This window comes from Nonlabens tegetincola, from assembly GCF_002954355.1.
Lineage (GTDB): Bacteria > Bacteroidota > Bacteroidia > Flavobacteriales > Flavobacteriaceae > Nonlabens > Nonlabens tegetincola.
This window is the reverse complement of sequence record NZ_MQVV01000010.1, coordinates 136504-152172: the sequence shown is the minus strand read 5'-3', so window position 1 is coordinate 152172 and position 15669 is coordinate 136504. Positions and strand designations below refer to the sequence as shown.

General features: G+C 35.1%; 16 protein-coding genes. 15 read left to right on the top strand and 1 reads right to left on the bottom strand.

Annotated features, from left to right (window positions below; genetic code table 11):
- Positions 1-67: 67 nt before the first annotated feature.
- The 8 genes from sufD (at position 68) to purD (ending at position 6460) form a co-directional block, all read left to right on the top strand.
- A complete protein-coding gene (gene sufD / locus BST93_RS01190; RefSeq protein ID WP_105017784.1) occupies positions 68-1381 on the top strand; it encodes a Fe-S cluster assembly protein SufD in 1314 nt (437 codons plus the stop codon).
- Positions 1382-1503: 122 nt separating this feature from the next.
- A complete protein-coding gene (locus BST93_RS01185; protein ID WP_085775504.1) occupies positions 1504-2718 on the top strand; it encodes an aminotransferase class V-fold PLP-dependent enzyme in 1215 nt (404 codons plus the stop codon).
- Between the two features lie 23 nt (positions 2719-2741).
- The gene (locus BST93_RS01180) at positions 2742-3140 is read left to right on the top strand and encodes an META domain-containing protein (RefSeq protein WP_258150454.1); all 399 of its coding nucleotides are present in this window, start codon (positions 2742-2744) and stop codon (positions 3138-3140) included.
- Entirely contained in the window at positions 3140-3565 is a 426-nt protein-coding gene (locus BST93_RS01175) for a SufE family protein (protein ID WP_042276548.1), read from the top strand. Before BST93_RS01180 ends, BST93_RS01175 begins: the two co-directional genes overlap by 1 nt.
- Positions 3566-3568: 3 nt before the next feature.
- Positions 3569-3889, top strand: coding sequence for an iron-sulfur cluster assembly protein (locus tag BST93_RS01170; protein ID WP_042276546.1), 321 nt, complete (start codon positions 3569-3571; stop codon positions 3887-3889).
- A gap of 1 nt (position 3890) precedes the next feature.
- Positions 3891-4400, top strand: a complete 510-nt coding sequence (locus BST93_RS01165; protein WP_105017782.1) for a DUF2480 family protein — start codon at positions 3891-3893, stop codon at positions 4398-4400.
- A gap of 2 nt (positions 4401-4402) precedes the next feature.
- A complete protein-coding gene (locus BST93_RS01160) occupies positions 4403-5113 on the top strand; it encodes a tellurite resistance TerB family protein (RefSeq protein WP_105017781.1) in 711 nt (236 codons plus the stop codon).
- A 78-nt stretch (positions 5114-5191) separates the two neighbouring features.
- Entirely contained in the window at positions 5192-6460 is a 1269-nt protein-coding gene (gene purD / locus BST93_RS01155; protein ID WP_105017780.1) for a phosphoribosylamine--glycine ligase, read from the top strand.
- A 19-nt stretch (positions 6461-6479) separates the two neighbouring features.
- Here purD and BST93_RS01150 read toward each other — a convergent pair whose 3' ends face one another.
- The gene (locus BST93_RS01150; RefSeq protein WP_060523411.1) at positions 6480-6710 is read right to left on the bottom strand and encodes a DUF6341 family protein; all 231 of its coding nucleotides are present in this window, start codon (positions 6708-6710) and stop codon (positions 6480-6482) included.
- A 45-nt stretch (positions 6711-6755) separates the two neighbouring features.
- Between BST93_RS01150 and BST93_RS01145 the strand changes: the two genes are divergently transcribed.
- From BST93_RS01145 to BST93_RS01115, 7 genes are all read left to right on the top strand, one after another.
- Positions 6756-7661: a hypothetical protein gene (locus BST93_RS01145; RefSeq protein ID WP_105017779.1), complete on the top strand. Its 906-nt coding sequence runs from the start codon at positions 6756-6758 to the stop codon at positions 7659-7661.
- A 116-nt stretch (positions 7662-7777) separates the two neighbouring features.
- Complete coding sequence (locus BST93_RS01140; protein ID WP_105017778.1) at positions 7778-13291, top strand: alpha-2-macroglobulin family protein; 5514 nt, start codon at positions 7778-7780, stop codon at positions 13289-13291.
- 3 nt (positions 13292-13294) lie between these two features.
- Positions 13295-13600, top strand: a complete 306-nt coding sequence (locus BST93_RS01135; protein ID WP_105017777.1) for an antibiotic biosynthesis monooxygenase family protein — start codon at positions 13295-13297, stop codon at positions 13598-13600.
- Between the two features lie 39 nt (positions 13601-13639).
- Complete coding sequence (truB, locus tag BST93_RS01130; protein WP_105017776.1) at positions 13640-14332, top strand: tRNA pseudouridine(55) synthase TruB; 693 nt, start codon at positions 13640-13642, stop codon at positions 14330-14332.
- 67 nt (positions 14333-14399) lie between these two features.
- Complete coding sequence (locus tag BST93_RS01125) at positions 14400-14921, top strand: DUF2975 domain-containing protein (RefSeq protein ID WP_105017775.1); 522 nt, start codon at positions 14400-14402, stop codon at positions 14919-14921.
- 3 nt (positions 14922-14924) lie between these two features.
- On the top strand, positions 14925-15128 hold the full coding sequence (locus tag BST93_RS01120; protein ID WP_060523406.1) for a helix-turn-helix domain-containing protein: 204 nt from the start codon (positions 14925-14927) through the stop codon (positions 15126-15128).
- Positions 15129-15225: 97 nt separating this feature from the next.
- Positions 15226-15657 (top strand): ankyrin repeat domain-containing protein, encoded by a 432-nt coding sequence (locus BST93_RS01115; RefSeq protein WP_052510257.1) that lies wholly within the window; start codon positions 15226-15228, stop codon positions 15655-15657.
- Positions 15658-15669: the final 12 nt, after the last annotated feature.

Below are 15669 nucleotides of genomic sequence, written 5' to 3'. Positions count from 1 at the left end.
CTAATAATGATTTTTGCAGTTGATCAAACATTTACGATAATACTGTAAAAACATAATAAAAAGAATTATGAGTTTTAAAGACAATATTATTTCCTCCTTTATAGCGTTAGAATCTCAGGTAGATACAGATTCTTATGTACATGGATTGCGCAGCGATGCTTTAAAGCAATTTGAAACAGTAGGAATACCGCAACGCAAGGATGAAGCTTATAAATACACGAGTTTAAAATCTCTTTTTAATAAAGACTATTCTTTATTCCCAAAAACAGATTCTCATATCGAATATCGTGACATCAAAAAGTATTTGATGCACGAGATTGATACTTACAAGGTGATTTTTGTAGATGGTGTTTACAATTCCCAATTATCACAAACTACACACGACAAGTATGATATTTGTTTGATGTCAAGTGCGTTAAGCAAGGATAAATATGCTCCTGTAATTGAGAACCACTACAATAAAATTGCTGGTAATGATAGCTTAACTTCTCTCAATACAGCATTTGCTCGTGAAGGTGCTTACATACATGTTGGTAAAAATGTAGCAGTACGCAAACCTATTGAGATAGTTTATTTCTCAACAGGAAATGAAAATGCTGCAATGATGCAACCTAGAAACCTAGTTGTAGTAGGTGAGAATTCTCAAGTTCAAATTATAGAACGCCATCAAAGCCTGAGTTCAAACTCTGTGTTGACAAATGTTGTTACAGAGATTTATGCAGATCAACGCGCTATGGTGGATTATTACAAAATACAGAACGACAATGTTGAAGCTTCTTTAATAGATCACACAAGCGTTGAGCAACAGTCAAATAGTGAGGTAAGATTGCATACTTTTTCATTTGGCGGTTCTATAACACGTAACAATTTATATTTCTATCAAAAAGGAGAGCACTGTAATTCTTTACTTAATGGTGTGACTATATTAGAAGGTAAACAACATGTAGATCATAGTACACTTGTTCATCACACACAACCTAATTGTGAAAGCTATCAGGAATACAAGCAAATCTTTGATGATAGATCTGTAGGTGTATTTAATGGTAAAGTTTATGTAGATAAAATTGCCCAAAAAATTAACGCCTTCCAGCAAAACAATAATATTTTAATTAGTGATAAAGCAACTATAAATGCAAAACCACAATTAGAAATTTTTGCTGACGATGTAAGATGTTCACATGGTTGTACTATTGGCCAATTAGATGAGGATGCTATGTTTTACATGCAGTCTCGTGGTATTGGTAAAAAGGAAGCTAGAGCTTTACTCATGTTTGCCTTTGCAAACAGTGTATTAGAAAGTGTTAAAATACCAGAAGTAAAGTCTAGAATAACCAAGATCATAGCTCTTAAATTAGGAGTAGAAATAGGATTGGAATTATAAAGATTATTAGAAGTAATACTTTAAAAACCAGTCCTTGAGACTGGTTTTTGTTTTAAAAAATTAAACTTAAGGAAAACACTATTCTTATCGTAGTGTTCACTTACAGAACGTACCTTTGTAATATGTTTGATGTACAAAAAATAAGACAACAGTTTCCAATACTTCAAAGAGAAGTCAATGGAAAGCCTTTAATATATTTTGACAATGCTGCAACCTCACAAAAGCCCCAAGCAGTAATTGATGCCATCGTAAAATATTACAGTCATTACAATGCAAATATTCATCGTGGTGTTCATGCTTTAAGTCAGGAGGCGACAGATTTATTTGAGCAAGCCCGTGAAAAGACAAGAGCATTTTTTAATATACCACAGGCTAAACAAGTAATCTTCACATCGGGTAATACACATTCGATAAATGCAGTTGCCAGTGGAGCACATGTTTTTGTCTCAAAAGGTGATGAGGTGATTGTAAGTGCAGTTGAACACCATTCAAACATAGTTCCTTGGCAAATGCTTTGTGAAAAAGTAGGAGCTGTACTTAAAGTGATTCCAGTTTTAGACGACGGTACATTAGACATGAAAACCTATTCTAATCTACTAAGTAATAAGACTGCATTTGTAGTTGTAAACCATATTTCAAATGCACTAGGTGTTACTAATCCTGTTAAGGAAATAATTAAACAAGCGCATGAGTTTAATGCTTTAGTTTTAGTTGATGGTGCTCAATCTTGTGGACACATGACTGTCGACGTGCAGGCTCTTGATGCAGATTTTTACACAATGGCCGGTCATAAAATGTGCGGTCCTACTGGTATAGGAGTTTTATACGGTAAAGAAAACTTGTTAAACCAATTACCACCTTATCAAGGTGGTGGCGAGATGATTGATCAAGTAACTTTTGAGCACACTACCTACGCAGGTTTACCTCATAAATTTGAAGCAGGAACTCCAAATATTGCTGGTGGTATTGCCTTAGGAGCGGCTATCGATTACCTAAATGAAATAGGTATGGACAATATTGCAACATACGAGAATGAGTTATTAGAATACGGTACAGCACAGCTCAAAACAATTCCAGGTGTTACAATTTTAGGCGAAGTAACTGACAAAGCGGCGGTAATTAGTTTTGTTGTAGATAAGCTGCATCCATACGATATAGGAACCATTGTAGACAAATTAGGCGTTGCAGTACGCACGGGTCATCACTGTGCACAGCCAGTTATGGATAGATTTCAAATTCCAGGAACTATAAGAGCAAGCTTTGCTTTTTATAATACTAAAGAAGAAATAGACATAATGGTACAAGCTTTGCAACGAGCTGTTAATATGTTAGCTTAGTGTAAGCTTAAATAAGTGAAGTTATGATGAAAAAAGCAGCAATTTTTGTAATGATCATTTTTACAACCTTAAGTTGTAAAACGATAGAAGACATGAATGGTAATTATAAAGTAACTACTGTAGGTGGTAATAATTATGGTGAGTATGATATCACTTTAAATATTGAAACCGATGGAACAGTGAATAGAATCTCTGGAAAATCTGCTTGTAACCAGTATTCGGGTGAATTTAAATACCAGGGAACGTCTATTGAGATTGGACCACTTATGGGCACAAAAATGTATTGTAGGGAATTGGACAAAATCGAAAGAGATTATACCGCACACTTGGCAAAATCAGTGCAAGTAAAACCTACTGAAGATGGTCTAGAATTATTTGATGAATCAGGTACACTTACTATAAAAGCAATCAAGATTAAATAATGGCTACTATACAAGATATACAAGAGGAGATAGTTGATGAGTTTGCAATGTTTGATGACTGGATGCAGAGGTACGAGTACATGATTGATCTAGGTAAGAACTTACCATTGATTGACGAAACTCAAAAAACCGAGGACAAACTTATTAAAGGTTGTCAATCCAAAGTTTGGGTTGACGCGCAATTAGATAACGAAAAAGTACATTTTACGGCAGATAGCGATGCTATTATTACCAAAGGAATTATAGCTATACTTATAAGAGCTTGGTCAGGTCAAAAACCACAAGATATTATTGCCGCAAATACAGATTTTATAGATCAAATAGGTCTCAAGGAGCATTTATCTCCTACCAGAGCAAATGGTCTTGTATCAATGATTAAACAGCTTAAAATGTATGCTGTAGCATACCAATCACAATTAAATTAAACCATGGAAGAAATAAACGGTCAGGAAATAGGAGAAAAAGTAGTACGAGTTCTTAAAACTATCTACGATCCAGAAATCCCAGTAGATATATACGAGCTAGGACTTATATATGATGTGATGGTAAGCACTGATGCCGATGTGAAAATCCTCATGACCTTAACATCACCTAATTGTCCGGTGGCAGAAACTCTACCAGTTGAGGTAGAAGAGAAAGTAAAAACTCTCAAAGAGGTTAACGATGCCGAGGTAGAAATCACCTTTGATCCACCATGGAGTAAAGATCTCATGAGTGAAGAGGCAAAACTAGAATTAGGCATGTTGTAGTATGGAGGAAATCGTGAATCGAGTAGCGCAAAGCAAGCTGCGCACCATTGACCTTGAAGATTTTTATTTGCCAGGAACACGCAGTGTTATTGATATATCACAATGGTTACTTGAAGGTCTGGTAGTGGTAGAATCTCGCTTTCGCGAAAGCGTAAAAAACACTGATTTCTCTATTTATAAAGACCACTATGTAGCCATTCATTGCAGTACCGATGCAATCGTGCCACAGTGGATATGGATGTTGTTACAAAGTCACCTTACTGGAATAGCAAAAAAGGTGGTTTATGGAGATCTTCAACACCTTGAAAGCGTGTTGTATACAGAAGTTCTTAATAACCTTGATTTATCAGAATATCAAGACCTACCAGTAATCATTAAAGGATGTTCAAACAAACCAGTACCGGTAAACGCCTACTTAATGCTTACTGAAAAATTACAACCTATCGCCCGATCTATAATGTACGGTGAGGCATGTAGCGCCGTTCCTATTTTTAAAAAGCCTAAAAAATAACAATGTCTTTTATAGGGTATATTGCTGTTTTCTTAATCTTAAGATGGTTATATGTGAGCTTTATGGGTGGTTATACCCAACAAAGCTCTACCCAACCTAGATATCGCAGCCATTCTAATAATACAGTAAGTCCACAAGATTTTGAACTCAATTTACTTTCGCTTACTAGTATAGTCATTAAGGCAGATGGTAGTGTAAGTCAACGAGAACTGGATTATGTGAGAAATTACTTTGTAAGTTCTTATGGTAAGGAAAGAGCCAATGCTGTTTTTAGGGTATTTAACGATGTGGTAAAAAAGCGACAAGTAAACGCACAACGCATTTGTCAAATGCTTAATACTCGTACCACCTACGAGACACGATTGCAAATTCTTCATTTTCTATTTGGTATAGCACAAGCCGATGGTCACGTTAGTGACTCAGAATTGCGAGTCCTGCAAAACATAGCTAGTTACTGTAGATTAAGCAGTAGAGATTTTATATCTATTAAGGCCATGTTTGTAAAGGATCGTGATAATGCTTATAAAATCCTTGAGATAGAAAAATCGGCAACAGATAATGAGGTGAAAAAGGCCTACAGATCAATGGCCAAAAAGTATCACCCAGATAAACTTGTCCACATGGACGAGGCGTACCGTAAAGGCGCCGAAGAAAAGTTCCGTAAGGTACAAGAGGCTTATGAGAGTATCAGGAAAGAACGCGGCATGAATTAAATCTCTTTCCTTTAAGATACTTATCCTGGTGAATTTTCCTTTGAGATAAATTACTTTTGCAGGCAAATCACTTTTCACATGAACGTACTTATTTTAGGTAGCGGTGGTCGTGAGCACGCATTTGCCCACGCTATTGAAAAAAGCGAATTACTAACCCAATTATATGTTGCACCTGGTAACGCAGGTACGGCAGCAATAGCAACAAATGTTGATCTAGGTGTCACTGATTTTGATGCTATCAAAGAGTTCTCGTTAAAAAACGATATTAATATGATTGTTGTAGGTCCAGAGGCACCACTAGTTGCCGGGATTTATGATTATTTCCAACAAGAAGAAACATCACATATTAATGTTATAGGTCCTTCAAAGAAAGGTGCTGTTTTGGAAGGTTCTAAAGAGTTTGCCAAGGAATTCATGCAGCGCAACGGTGTTCCAACGGCTGCCTATTCTAGTTTTACGGCCCAAACTGTAGAGGATGGAAAGAGATTTTTAGAAACTCTAAAAGCTCCTTATGTGCTTAAAGCCGATGGTCTAGCAGGAGGAAAAGGTGTACTTATAATTAAGGATCTTAAAGAAGCTCAAGATAACCTAGAAGAAATGCTTGTAGGAGGAAAATTTGGTGAAGCGTCCAATAAAGTCGTGATTGAAGAATTCCTTGACGGTATTGAAATGAGTGTATTTGTAATGACCGATGGAGAGAATTATAAAATATTACCTAATGCTAAGGACTATAAACGAATAGGTGAAGGCGATACTGGTTTAAACACGGGTGGAATGGGCGCCGTGTCTCCAGTACCATTTGCAGATCATATCTTGATGGAAAAGGTTGAGCAACGTATTATACAGCCTACCATTTCTGGATTTAAAAAGGAATCGATTACTTATAAAGGTTTTGTATTTATTGGCCTAATGATAGTAAATCAAGAACCCTATGTAATAGAATACAACGTGCGCATGGGTGATCCTGAAACAGAGGTTGTTCTACCTAGAATTAAGTCCGATTTATTAAGACATTTGTCCGCTTTCGCGAAAGCGGAATTAAACAAGGAGCAACTTGAAATAGACAGTCGTAGTGCTACTACAGTAATGTGTGTGTCTGGTGGATATCCAGAAGCCTATGAAAAAGGGAAAGTGATTACAGGGATTAATGAAGTTGAAGACAGCATTGTGTTTCACGCAGGTACAACTGTTAAAGATGGTGCTGTTGTCACTAATGGAGGTAGAGTTATTGCTGTAACCAGTTATGGTGAAGATTTCAAACAGGCACTAAAAAAATCTTATCAAAATGTAAAACAGTTACAATTTGATAAGATGTATTATAGAAGTGATATAGGATTTGACCTATAAAACTTATGATTCAAACGTCTTACTTCAAAAACGAGTGAGACGTTTGTGTTTTATCTTCTTCACCATTTTGGTCAAAGATGCGCAATTGCTTCATCCAGTAACCTAATGCTACGATAAGTATAATGATGGCGATCCAAGTAATAGAGTTTGCAGCCCACCAATTTTCATTTTCTAGCTCTCTTAAAAAATCTAAAGGAGCAAATAAAAGATCTACAAATAAGTATTCGATTCCTTCTAATAATTCTTTCATTGCAGTAAATTGCTTGTTATCCTGCAAAAGTAATATAAAAAGCTGATGCTACATAGATTTTTTGAAACTACTCAACCTATTCATTACGCACTTTATAGTGGGCTCGTAATTGTTGCTGGATTTACATCTGTATTTTGGTTTGAGCAACTCTCGTTCCAGACGGTTATAACCGTTTTGGGATTAGTCTTTTTATTGCTGTTGACTCAGTTCATTCTAATAAAAAATGAACTTACTCAAAACTCTAGTTATGCTTTTATGAGCATGTCTGTGTTATTGTGTTTGTTGTTTCCTGATGTTTTTTTGGATTGGTTGTGGTTAGCTAATCTTTTAATATTTATGTCTTTAAGGCGATTGCTTAGTATGCGTACTAGGCATTCCATATTGGCCAAAATTTTTGATGCTAGTTTCTGGATAACTATAGCTTCCTTAATTGAACCAAAATTTTGCCTTTTTTTTCTTCCAGTTTTTGTTGGAGTCTTTTTGTGGGCTCGCAATAATTATAGATTCTGGGTTATTCCATTTTTAGGGATTACAACCGTGTTAATAATTAGCTGGGTAATTCAATTATATTTTAATATTGACTTATTACCTAGATTAATTTTGAGTTCTTCCTATGAGTTTGCGGAATCACATGTTTTACAACTTAACTGGGTTTCTATCCTATTGCTATCACTTATTGTAGCAGGAATAATTTTATATGTAGGATCAATAATAAGTGTCATTCATAAGACTAGAGCAAAGTATTCAGTGTTATTCTTTTATAGTCTAGTTTCTGCAATAATTTTTTTATGGTTAGATAAAAATCAGACAGCCAGTCAACTATTACTGTTTTTACCAACTGTTCTTTTTCTAAGCTACATTTTTACTTCTTCATCAAATAGAGTTTTAAAAATCATTCTGGTATTAATCCCTATTACGATTTTAGTAGTGAGAACGATATTCATTTTGTAAAACACTCTTTACAGGCATGGTAAAATAAAATAATTGTAAAATAATTGCCGTTCTACTATAAATCAGTGATAACTGTATTAACTTTAAGACATTATCCGATTACTAACCATACCATTATGAAAAAACTTCTTTTATTGTCGTCTTGTTTATTATTACTTTTTTCATGTTCTGAGAAAAACCCTAAAGAACTTCAAGAAGAACAAGCTGCCGAGTTTTTTAAATTCCGAACTATAATAGATCAAGTAACCGATAATGTTGTAAGTGCTCATGAAAATATAACTGTAAGATTTACAAATCCACAAACTAATTGGAATTCTGGACAAATAGTACCAGAAGATGTGTTTAAAATATCTCCAGAGGTTAAGGGAAAACCCATTTTTATTGATAATCAAACAATTTCATTTGTTCCGGACGAACCTTTAGAAAACAACACTAATTATCAGGTCAAACTTCAGGTTGGTAAATTATTACAGGTAGAAGACGATTTAAAAGAGTTTAATTTTTCTTTCAAGACGATTAAGCAAGATTTTATAGTAAACATTGAGCCTGTTATAAGCGTTGACAAAAACACACAACGTGTTATAGGCTTTATACGTGCAAGCGATATTCTTACACTTGAAGATGCAAGAAAAATCGTTACAGCCAGGATTAACAGTAAAGAACAAGATATTAGCTTTCAATCTGATATTGAAAAAGCCAGTTCTTTTAGCTTTATAATTGACAATATTAAACGCACCGTCGACGATCAGGAGCTTAAAGTTTTTTGGAATGGTACTGCAATTGGAGTAAACGATAAAGATGAAGTATCCATTACCTTACCAGGAAAGGATAATTTTTTAGTCACTGATATTCAACTTGTCAATTCAGAATCATCTTATGTTGCTGTGCATTTTTCTGATCCTTTGAAAAAAACACAAAATTTAGATGGCTTAATTTCTATAGAAGGACAAAAAGATCTCAAACTAGAAATTGAATCTAATACTGTTAAAGTCTACACACTAAATGCTATCACAGGTTCCAAAATGGTCGAGGTTTTCAATGGTGTTGAAAGTACTGATGGATACAAATTGAAAAAACCATTTTCTAGCTATATCGCTTTTGAGCAAGTAGAGCCAGAAGTCAAATTGATTAAGTCTGGTGCAATTTTACCTAGTTCACAAAATACTAGCGTTCGTTTCAAAGCGGTAAACTTAAACGCTGTTGATGTAATGGTTTATCGTATATATGAAAATAATGTTTTGCAATTTCTTCAATCTAACAATATAGCATCTACTGGGAATATGAGAAGGGTTGGTAGGCCTATTGCACGTAAGGTACTTGATTTGAAATCTTCCGTTAAAAATATCAGTACATGGAATGTATTTTCAGTTGATTTAAATGAACTTATTACACCAGAACCTGGCGCAATATATCGAGTAGAATTGGATTACAAACTAGCTTACAGCGCCTACTCTTGCAACTATACTGCCGAAAACCAACCTGAAATCGAAGAAATAGATTATAACGATTCCTTTGAAACAACAAATTGGGATAGTTACCAAAACTATTATTACGATGAATACGATTATTCCTATAACTGGCGAGATAGGGAAGATCCTTGTACACATAGTTTTTATAGGAATAAAACAGTAAGCACAAACATATTAGCTAGTGATATAGGAGTCACCGTTAAAAAAGGACAGGATAATAGCTTTTTAGTAGCTGTGACTAATTTACTTTCAACAAGTCCTCTTGCTGGATCATTAGTGACCTTTTATAACTACCAGCAACAAGAAATTGCAACTACTAGGACGAGTGCCAGTGGACTCTCGCAAATTAAACTAGATCAAGTCGCTTATTTTGTTAAAGTTAAATATAAGGATCAATATGCTTACGTAAGATTAGATAACGGGCAAGTATTACCGGTAAGTAAGTTCGACACGTCTGGAGAACAATTGCAAAAGGGAATTAAAGGATATATCTACACAGAACGTGGAGTATGGAGACCAGGAGATCATATTTATTTATCATTTGTTTTAAATGATAGTGATAATAAACTGCCTGCTAATCACCCTATCAAACTAGAGTTAAGAGATCCTAATGGTAAAATGATACATCAAGAGGTTCAAAAAAATGGCTTGAATAAAGTGTATCAATTTGATTTACAAACAGACGAAACAGCACCTACTGGAAATTGGAATGTACAAGTTCAAGTAGGAGGAATAAGCTTTTATAAAACTTTAAAGATTGAAACGATAAAACCTAATAGGCTTAAAGTGCAGTTAGATTTTGAAGATGATCTAATCACCAGCGGTAAAAAGGTTGATATTGATTTATCTGCTATGTGGTTACATGGTGCCAAGGCTAAAAACCTAAAAGCAAATACTACTGTAAAATACTATAGTACATCGACAAACTTTCCTAAATATGACAACTATAATTTTGATGATCCATCTCGATATTTTGAAATGATAGAAAACGAGGTTTTTGATGGCAAATTAAATAATGATGGAAAGGCAAGTTTTTCTATTAATCCTGAGCTGAATAGTCAAGCACCTGGAATGCTAAAAGCTAACTTTCTCACTAAGGTTTATGAAAACGGTGGTGATTTCAGCACCAATGTTACTTCATCGTCCTACTCACCATATACACATTATGTCGGGTTAAAAGTACCACCAGGAGATAAAAGACGTGGGATGTTAGTAACCGATAAAGACCACACCTTTGACGTGGTCACAGTTAATGAGAAAGGAGAGGCAGCTGCTAGACAAAACCTTGAAGTGAATGTATACAAAGTATCGTGGAGATGGTGGTGGCAAAGCACGTCAAACTCATTATCGAGATATGAGTCAATGGAATCCAGGCAATTAGTAAATTCTCAAAAAATATCCACAAACGGCTCTGGAAAAGGTAGTTTTAAAATGCAAATCAAGTACCCAGAATGGGGTAGGTATTTTGTTAAAGTTTATGATCCAGAAAGTGGTCACAGTACAGGTAAAATAGTTTACGTGGATTGGCCAGGTTGGGCAGGGAAATCACGAAAAGCTGATCCAGAAACGGCAAGTATGCTGGTTTTTAATGCAGATAAAGAATCCTATAATGTAAATGAACAAGCGCAAATAACATTTCCTAGCAGTTCCGGTGGAAGAGCTTTGATTACCATTGAAAATGGAACAGAGATTTTAGACGCAAAATGGGTTCAAACCAACAAGGATAAAACGACCACCACATTAACAATAGATAGCAGGTATGTTCCTAATGTATATGTACATATAACATACTTACAGCCTCATGCATCAACAGCAAACGATTTACCATTAAGAATGTATGGAGTAATACCTTTAATGGTAGAAAATAAAAACACGCATTTACAACCAGTTATTAAAATGCCTGAAACGTTACAACCAGAAAGTAAGGTTTCTATAACCGTAAGTGAAAAGAATAACAAGCCTATGACCTATACACTGGCTGTTGTGGATGAAGGGCTACTAGACTTAACAAATTTTAAAACACCAAATCCTTGGGATAAGTTCTTTGCAAGAGAAGCCCTAGGTGTAAAAACCTGGGATATTTATGATGATGTAATTGGAGCTTATGGTGGTAGAATAGATGCGGCATTTGCAATAGGTGGTGATGGTACAGCACAAGCGGCCAAAGCAAAAAAGGCCAATCGATTTGAACCTATGGTGCGTCATATTGGTCCTTTTGAGGTAGCAGCTGGTAAAAGTCGTACACACACCATTGATATTCCCAATTATGTGGGATCAGTGCGCACTATGGTTGTTGCTTCAAATGTTAAAGACGAGTCTTATGGAAACGCTCAAAAAACAACACCTGTAAAAAAACCATTGATGATGCTGGCTTCGCTTCCGCGAAAGCTTACTCCAGGAGAAACTGTCAAATTACCAGTAACAGTGTTTGCGATGGAAGACAATATTAAAAATGTAACAGTCAGCTTTAAACCATCAAATCATTTTGAAATAGTAGGGCCTAAGCAACAACAGTTAAAATTTGAAGAAGTAGGAGATCAATTAGCTTATTTTGATGTTAAAGTAAAAGATCAGGTAGGAATTGCTCAATTAGAATTTTCTGCGAGTTCATCTGGTGAAAAGGCAAGTTATAAAACTGAAATTGATATTGTCAATCCCAACCCTTTTACCACAAGCAGTCAGCAGGTATTACTCAAGGCAGGAGAAAGTAAAACAATTCCTATAGAGCCTTTTGGAAGTAAAGGAACAAATTCGGGAAAAATCACAGCCTCAACCTTGCCAGAAATGAATATTGGTAAACGATTGAATTATTTAATAAGGTATCCACATGGTTGTGTGGAACAAACCACTAGTGCAGCGTTTCCACAATTAGGATTGTCTACTGTTGCAAACTTGAATTCTCAAGAGCAATCGACACTCTCAAACAATGTAAAGATGGCCATCAATAGGTTGACGAGTTTTCAACGCCCTGATGGTGGATTGTCATACTGGCCAGGCGCAGGAAGTCCAAATGATTGGGGAACAAGTTATGCTGGTCATTTTATGTTAGAGGCAGAACGTGCAGGATACGCCATCCCAGTTACTTTCAAATCAAATTGGATAGCTTATCAAAAACAAGCCGCTAGTAGATGGCGTTACAATGATCACAATGACTTTAATCAAGCGTATCGATTGTACACACTAGCGCTGGCTGGTGTTGCAGATTTAAGTGCTATGAATCGCTTTCGCGAAAGCGGTAATTTATCAAACAATTCTAAGTTACGACTAGCAGCAGCCTATGCTATGGTGGGACAGCAAAAGGTAGCAAATGAACTTTTAAGCAATTCAAATATAGATTTTACACCCTATCAATGGGATTACAGGTCATATGGGTCGCCAGAAAGAAATCGTGCTATGGCATTGGAAACTTATGTCATCATGGGTAAAAAAGAAAAAGCAAGAGAATTACTTGAGAATATTGCCAAACAACTAGCTGACAATCGATATATGAATACGCAGGCAATAAGTTACAGTCTGGTATCAATTAATAAATATGTAGAGAGTTTAGGCGGTACAGGATTTAGTATCGAGTTGCTTGATAAGGGTAATAAGGAAGTTATTGAGTCCAAGAAAAGTATAGTGATGCGAGATTTACAAGTGGCTTATAATCCAACAACTATTCAAGTGACCAATACAGGGAATGTAGACGTGTTTCTAAATACAGCTTTAACTGGGAAATTACCCGTAGGTAAAGATAAAGTAATCCAAAGTAAATTGTCAATGGTTGTTGCTTATACAGACAAAAATGGAAATCCAATAGACGTTAGTAATCTTTCTCAAGGAACCGAGGTTACCGCAATAGCTACCATAACAAATACAACAGGTGTCACTATTAGAGATGTTGCTTTTTCACAAATTGTGCCGTCTGGTTGGGAAATGGTAAACACTCGATTTACTGAATACGGTGACGAAGAAAACAATCAGGTAGAATATAAGGATATAAGAGATGATAGAGTGCATTACTATTTTGACTTACAGCCTAAAAAATCCATTAGTTTAAAAACGGTTATTAACGCAAGTTATTTGGGAGACTACTACTTGCCAGGTTCACAAGCTGAGGCTATGTACGATGGTGATTATGTTGTGCGCAGTCAGGGAAAATGGATTACAGTAAAGCGGTGATAAATGATAACAACTCCTTATTATGCAGTAATCTTCACTTCAATTCTTAAAAAAGATGATCCTGAATATCATTCAATGGCCAGTTTAATGGAACAGGCTGTTACTAACAATGACGGATTTATACAACTTGAAAGTGCCCGTGATGATTTAGGGATTACTATATCATACTGGAAGGATTTGAGCTCCATTAAAAAATGGAAACATAATTTGCAGCATTTGAAAGCGCAAAAATTGGGTAAAACCCTATGGTATTCCTATTATAAGGTTCGCATTTGTAAGGTAGAACACGAATATGAATTTAAAATTTAAATACATTAAAATTAGTTTATTTTCTTTCCTTTGCAAGCTATGACACAAGCTGACAATCCTTTTTCACAAGGTAAAGTGATATTAATTGATAAGCCGCTAGAATGGACTTCATTTCAAGTAGTGAATAAAGTGCGCTGGCTGATTAAAAGAAAGTTTAAGCTTAAAAAGATCAAAGTAGGTCATGCAGGTACTCTAGATCCACTAGCAAGCGGATTACTTATATTGTGTACTGGTAAAGAGACTAAAAATATTACTACCTATCAAGCGCAACGTAAAGAATATACCGGTACCATTACTTTAGGAGCTACTACACCTAGCTACGACTTAGAAACTGAGATTGATAAAAGGTTTGATTACGATCATTTAACTGAAGACGACATTAGAAAAGCGGCAAACAGTTTTGTGGGCACCATTGCTCAAAAGCCGCCGATATTTTCGGCTATTAAAAAAGGTGGAAAACGTTTGTATGAGCTAGCTAGAGCTGGTGAAACTACCGAAATAAAAAGTCGAGAGGTGACCATTCATGATTTTGCAATCACTAGAATTGATTTGCCAGAAGTGGATTTTAAAGTGAGTTGTAGTAAAGGAACTTACATAAGATCTCTAGCTCATGATTTAGGCATCGCATTAAATAACGGAGCTCATTTAAGTGCCTTGCGTAGAACTGCAATAGGTGATTATCGAGTAAAAAATGCTATGACTGTTAAAGAGTTTGAAGAACAATTAGATTAGCTTAAAAATTAAAAAATTATTGTTTTTCGATAATTAATTATATATTTGTTATCGAAAAACGATAATTATGAAAGCTATTCAAGTTCTAAGAGCTATTTTAAGATTGCTTTATTTTTTTGCCATATTGAAAATAGTATTTCTTCCAATTGAGTTTTTACTTACTGTAAATAATATAGAAATATATGAACTATCAGGATTCTTAATAAGTAATCACCATTGGTCATTCTATCCAGTTTTACTACTTTTCTATGTTGGTCTTGTATTCTTCGTAATAATGCTGTATCATTTGAAAATTGCTGCGTTTACAATTACACCTAAACATTTATTTAATCTTCAAACAGGAGAGTCGCTTAAAAAGGCTGGGTGGTTTTGTATAACAGGCGTTTTATTAACGAATATTCCAGTATGGGCATACCATATTTACTCGCTTACTTTGAAAATCAAATTTTTTGATCATTCAGTAATTAGGGTAGGGTCTGGCTTTGGAGCTACTTTAGTTATTATTTCTTTTGGTCTATTCTTAATCATCTTGAGCAAATTAGCTTCTGAAGGAGTGAAATTGAAACAAGAAAATGACTTAACTATTTAGCCTATGCCTATTGTAATCGAATTAGATAAAATTCTCGCAGAGCGAGGTATGAGAAGTAATGAACTTGCTCAAGCAATAGGAATTACCACGGCAAACCTTTCTATTCTAAAAACGGGTAAAGCCAAGGCAGTTAGATTTTCTACTTTAGAGGCTATCTGCAAAGTATTGGATTGTAAGCCAGGTGATATAATTAAATTTCATTCATAATGTAAAGGTTGATTAGGTAGTATAAAACGATTTTGTTTAATTATTTTAAAGATATTCTTAAGATATCAGTATATTTATCTTTTAAATTAAAGAAAGAATGAAAAAAGCACTTTTGTTAATAGCATTTATTGCAGGAACTTCGGGAGTTTTTGCACAAGATTTATCTAAGGAAATGACTATAGCTCTCAAAAATGATGATGTTAGAGCTATTTCTTCATTAGTTAATGATTCTAACAAGGATGCATGTCTAGTATCTGGAAGTCAGGAATACAACCTTCTTCAATACAGTGCTATGATGAAAAGTAATGATATAGCTGTTTATTTAATACAACAGGCTAAAGCAGATGTTAATGGCACTTGTAACAACATGACTCCATTAATGATGGCCGCTAAAGCAGGGAATAGCTCTTTAATATCTACATTGTTAGAAGCTGGTGCAGATGCATCAATAAAGATAGATGGTAAAACAGCACTAGATTATGCTGAAGAAACTAAAAATATTGCAACTATAGCTGCACTAAGAAAGTAATATATACTCTTA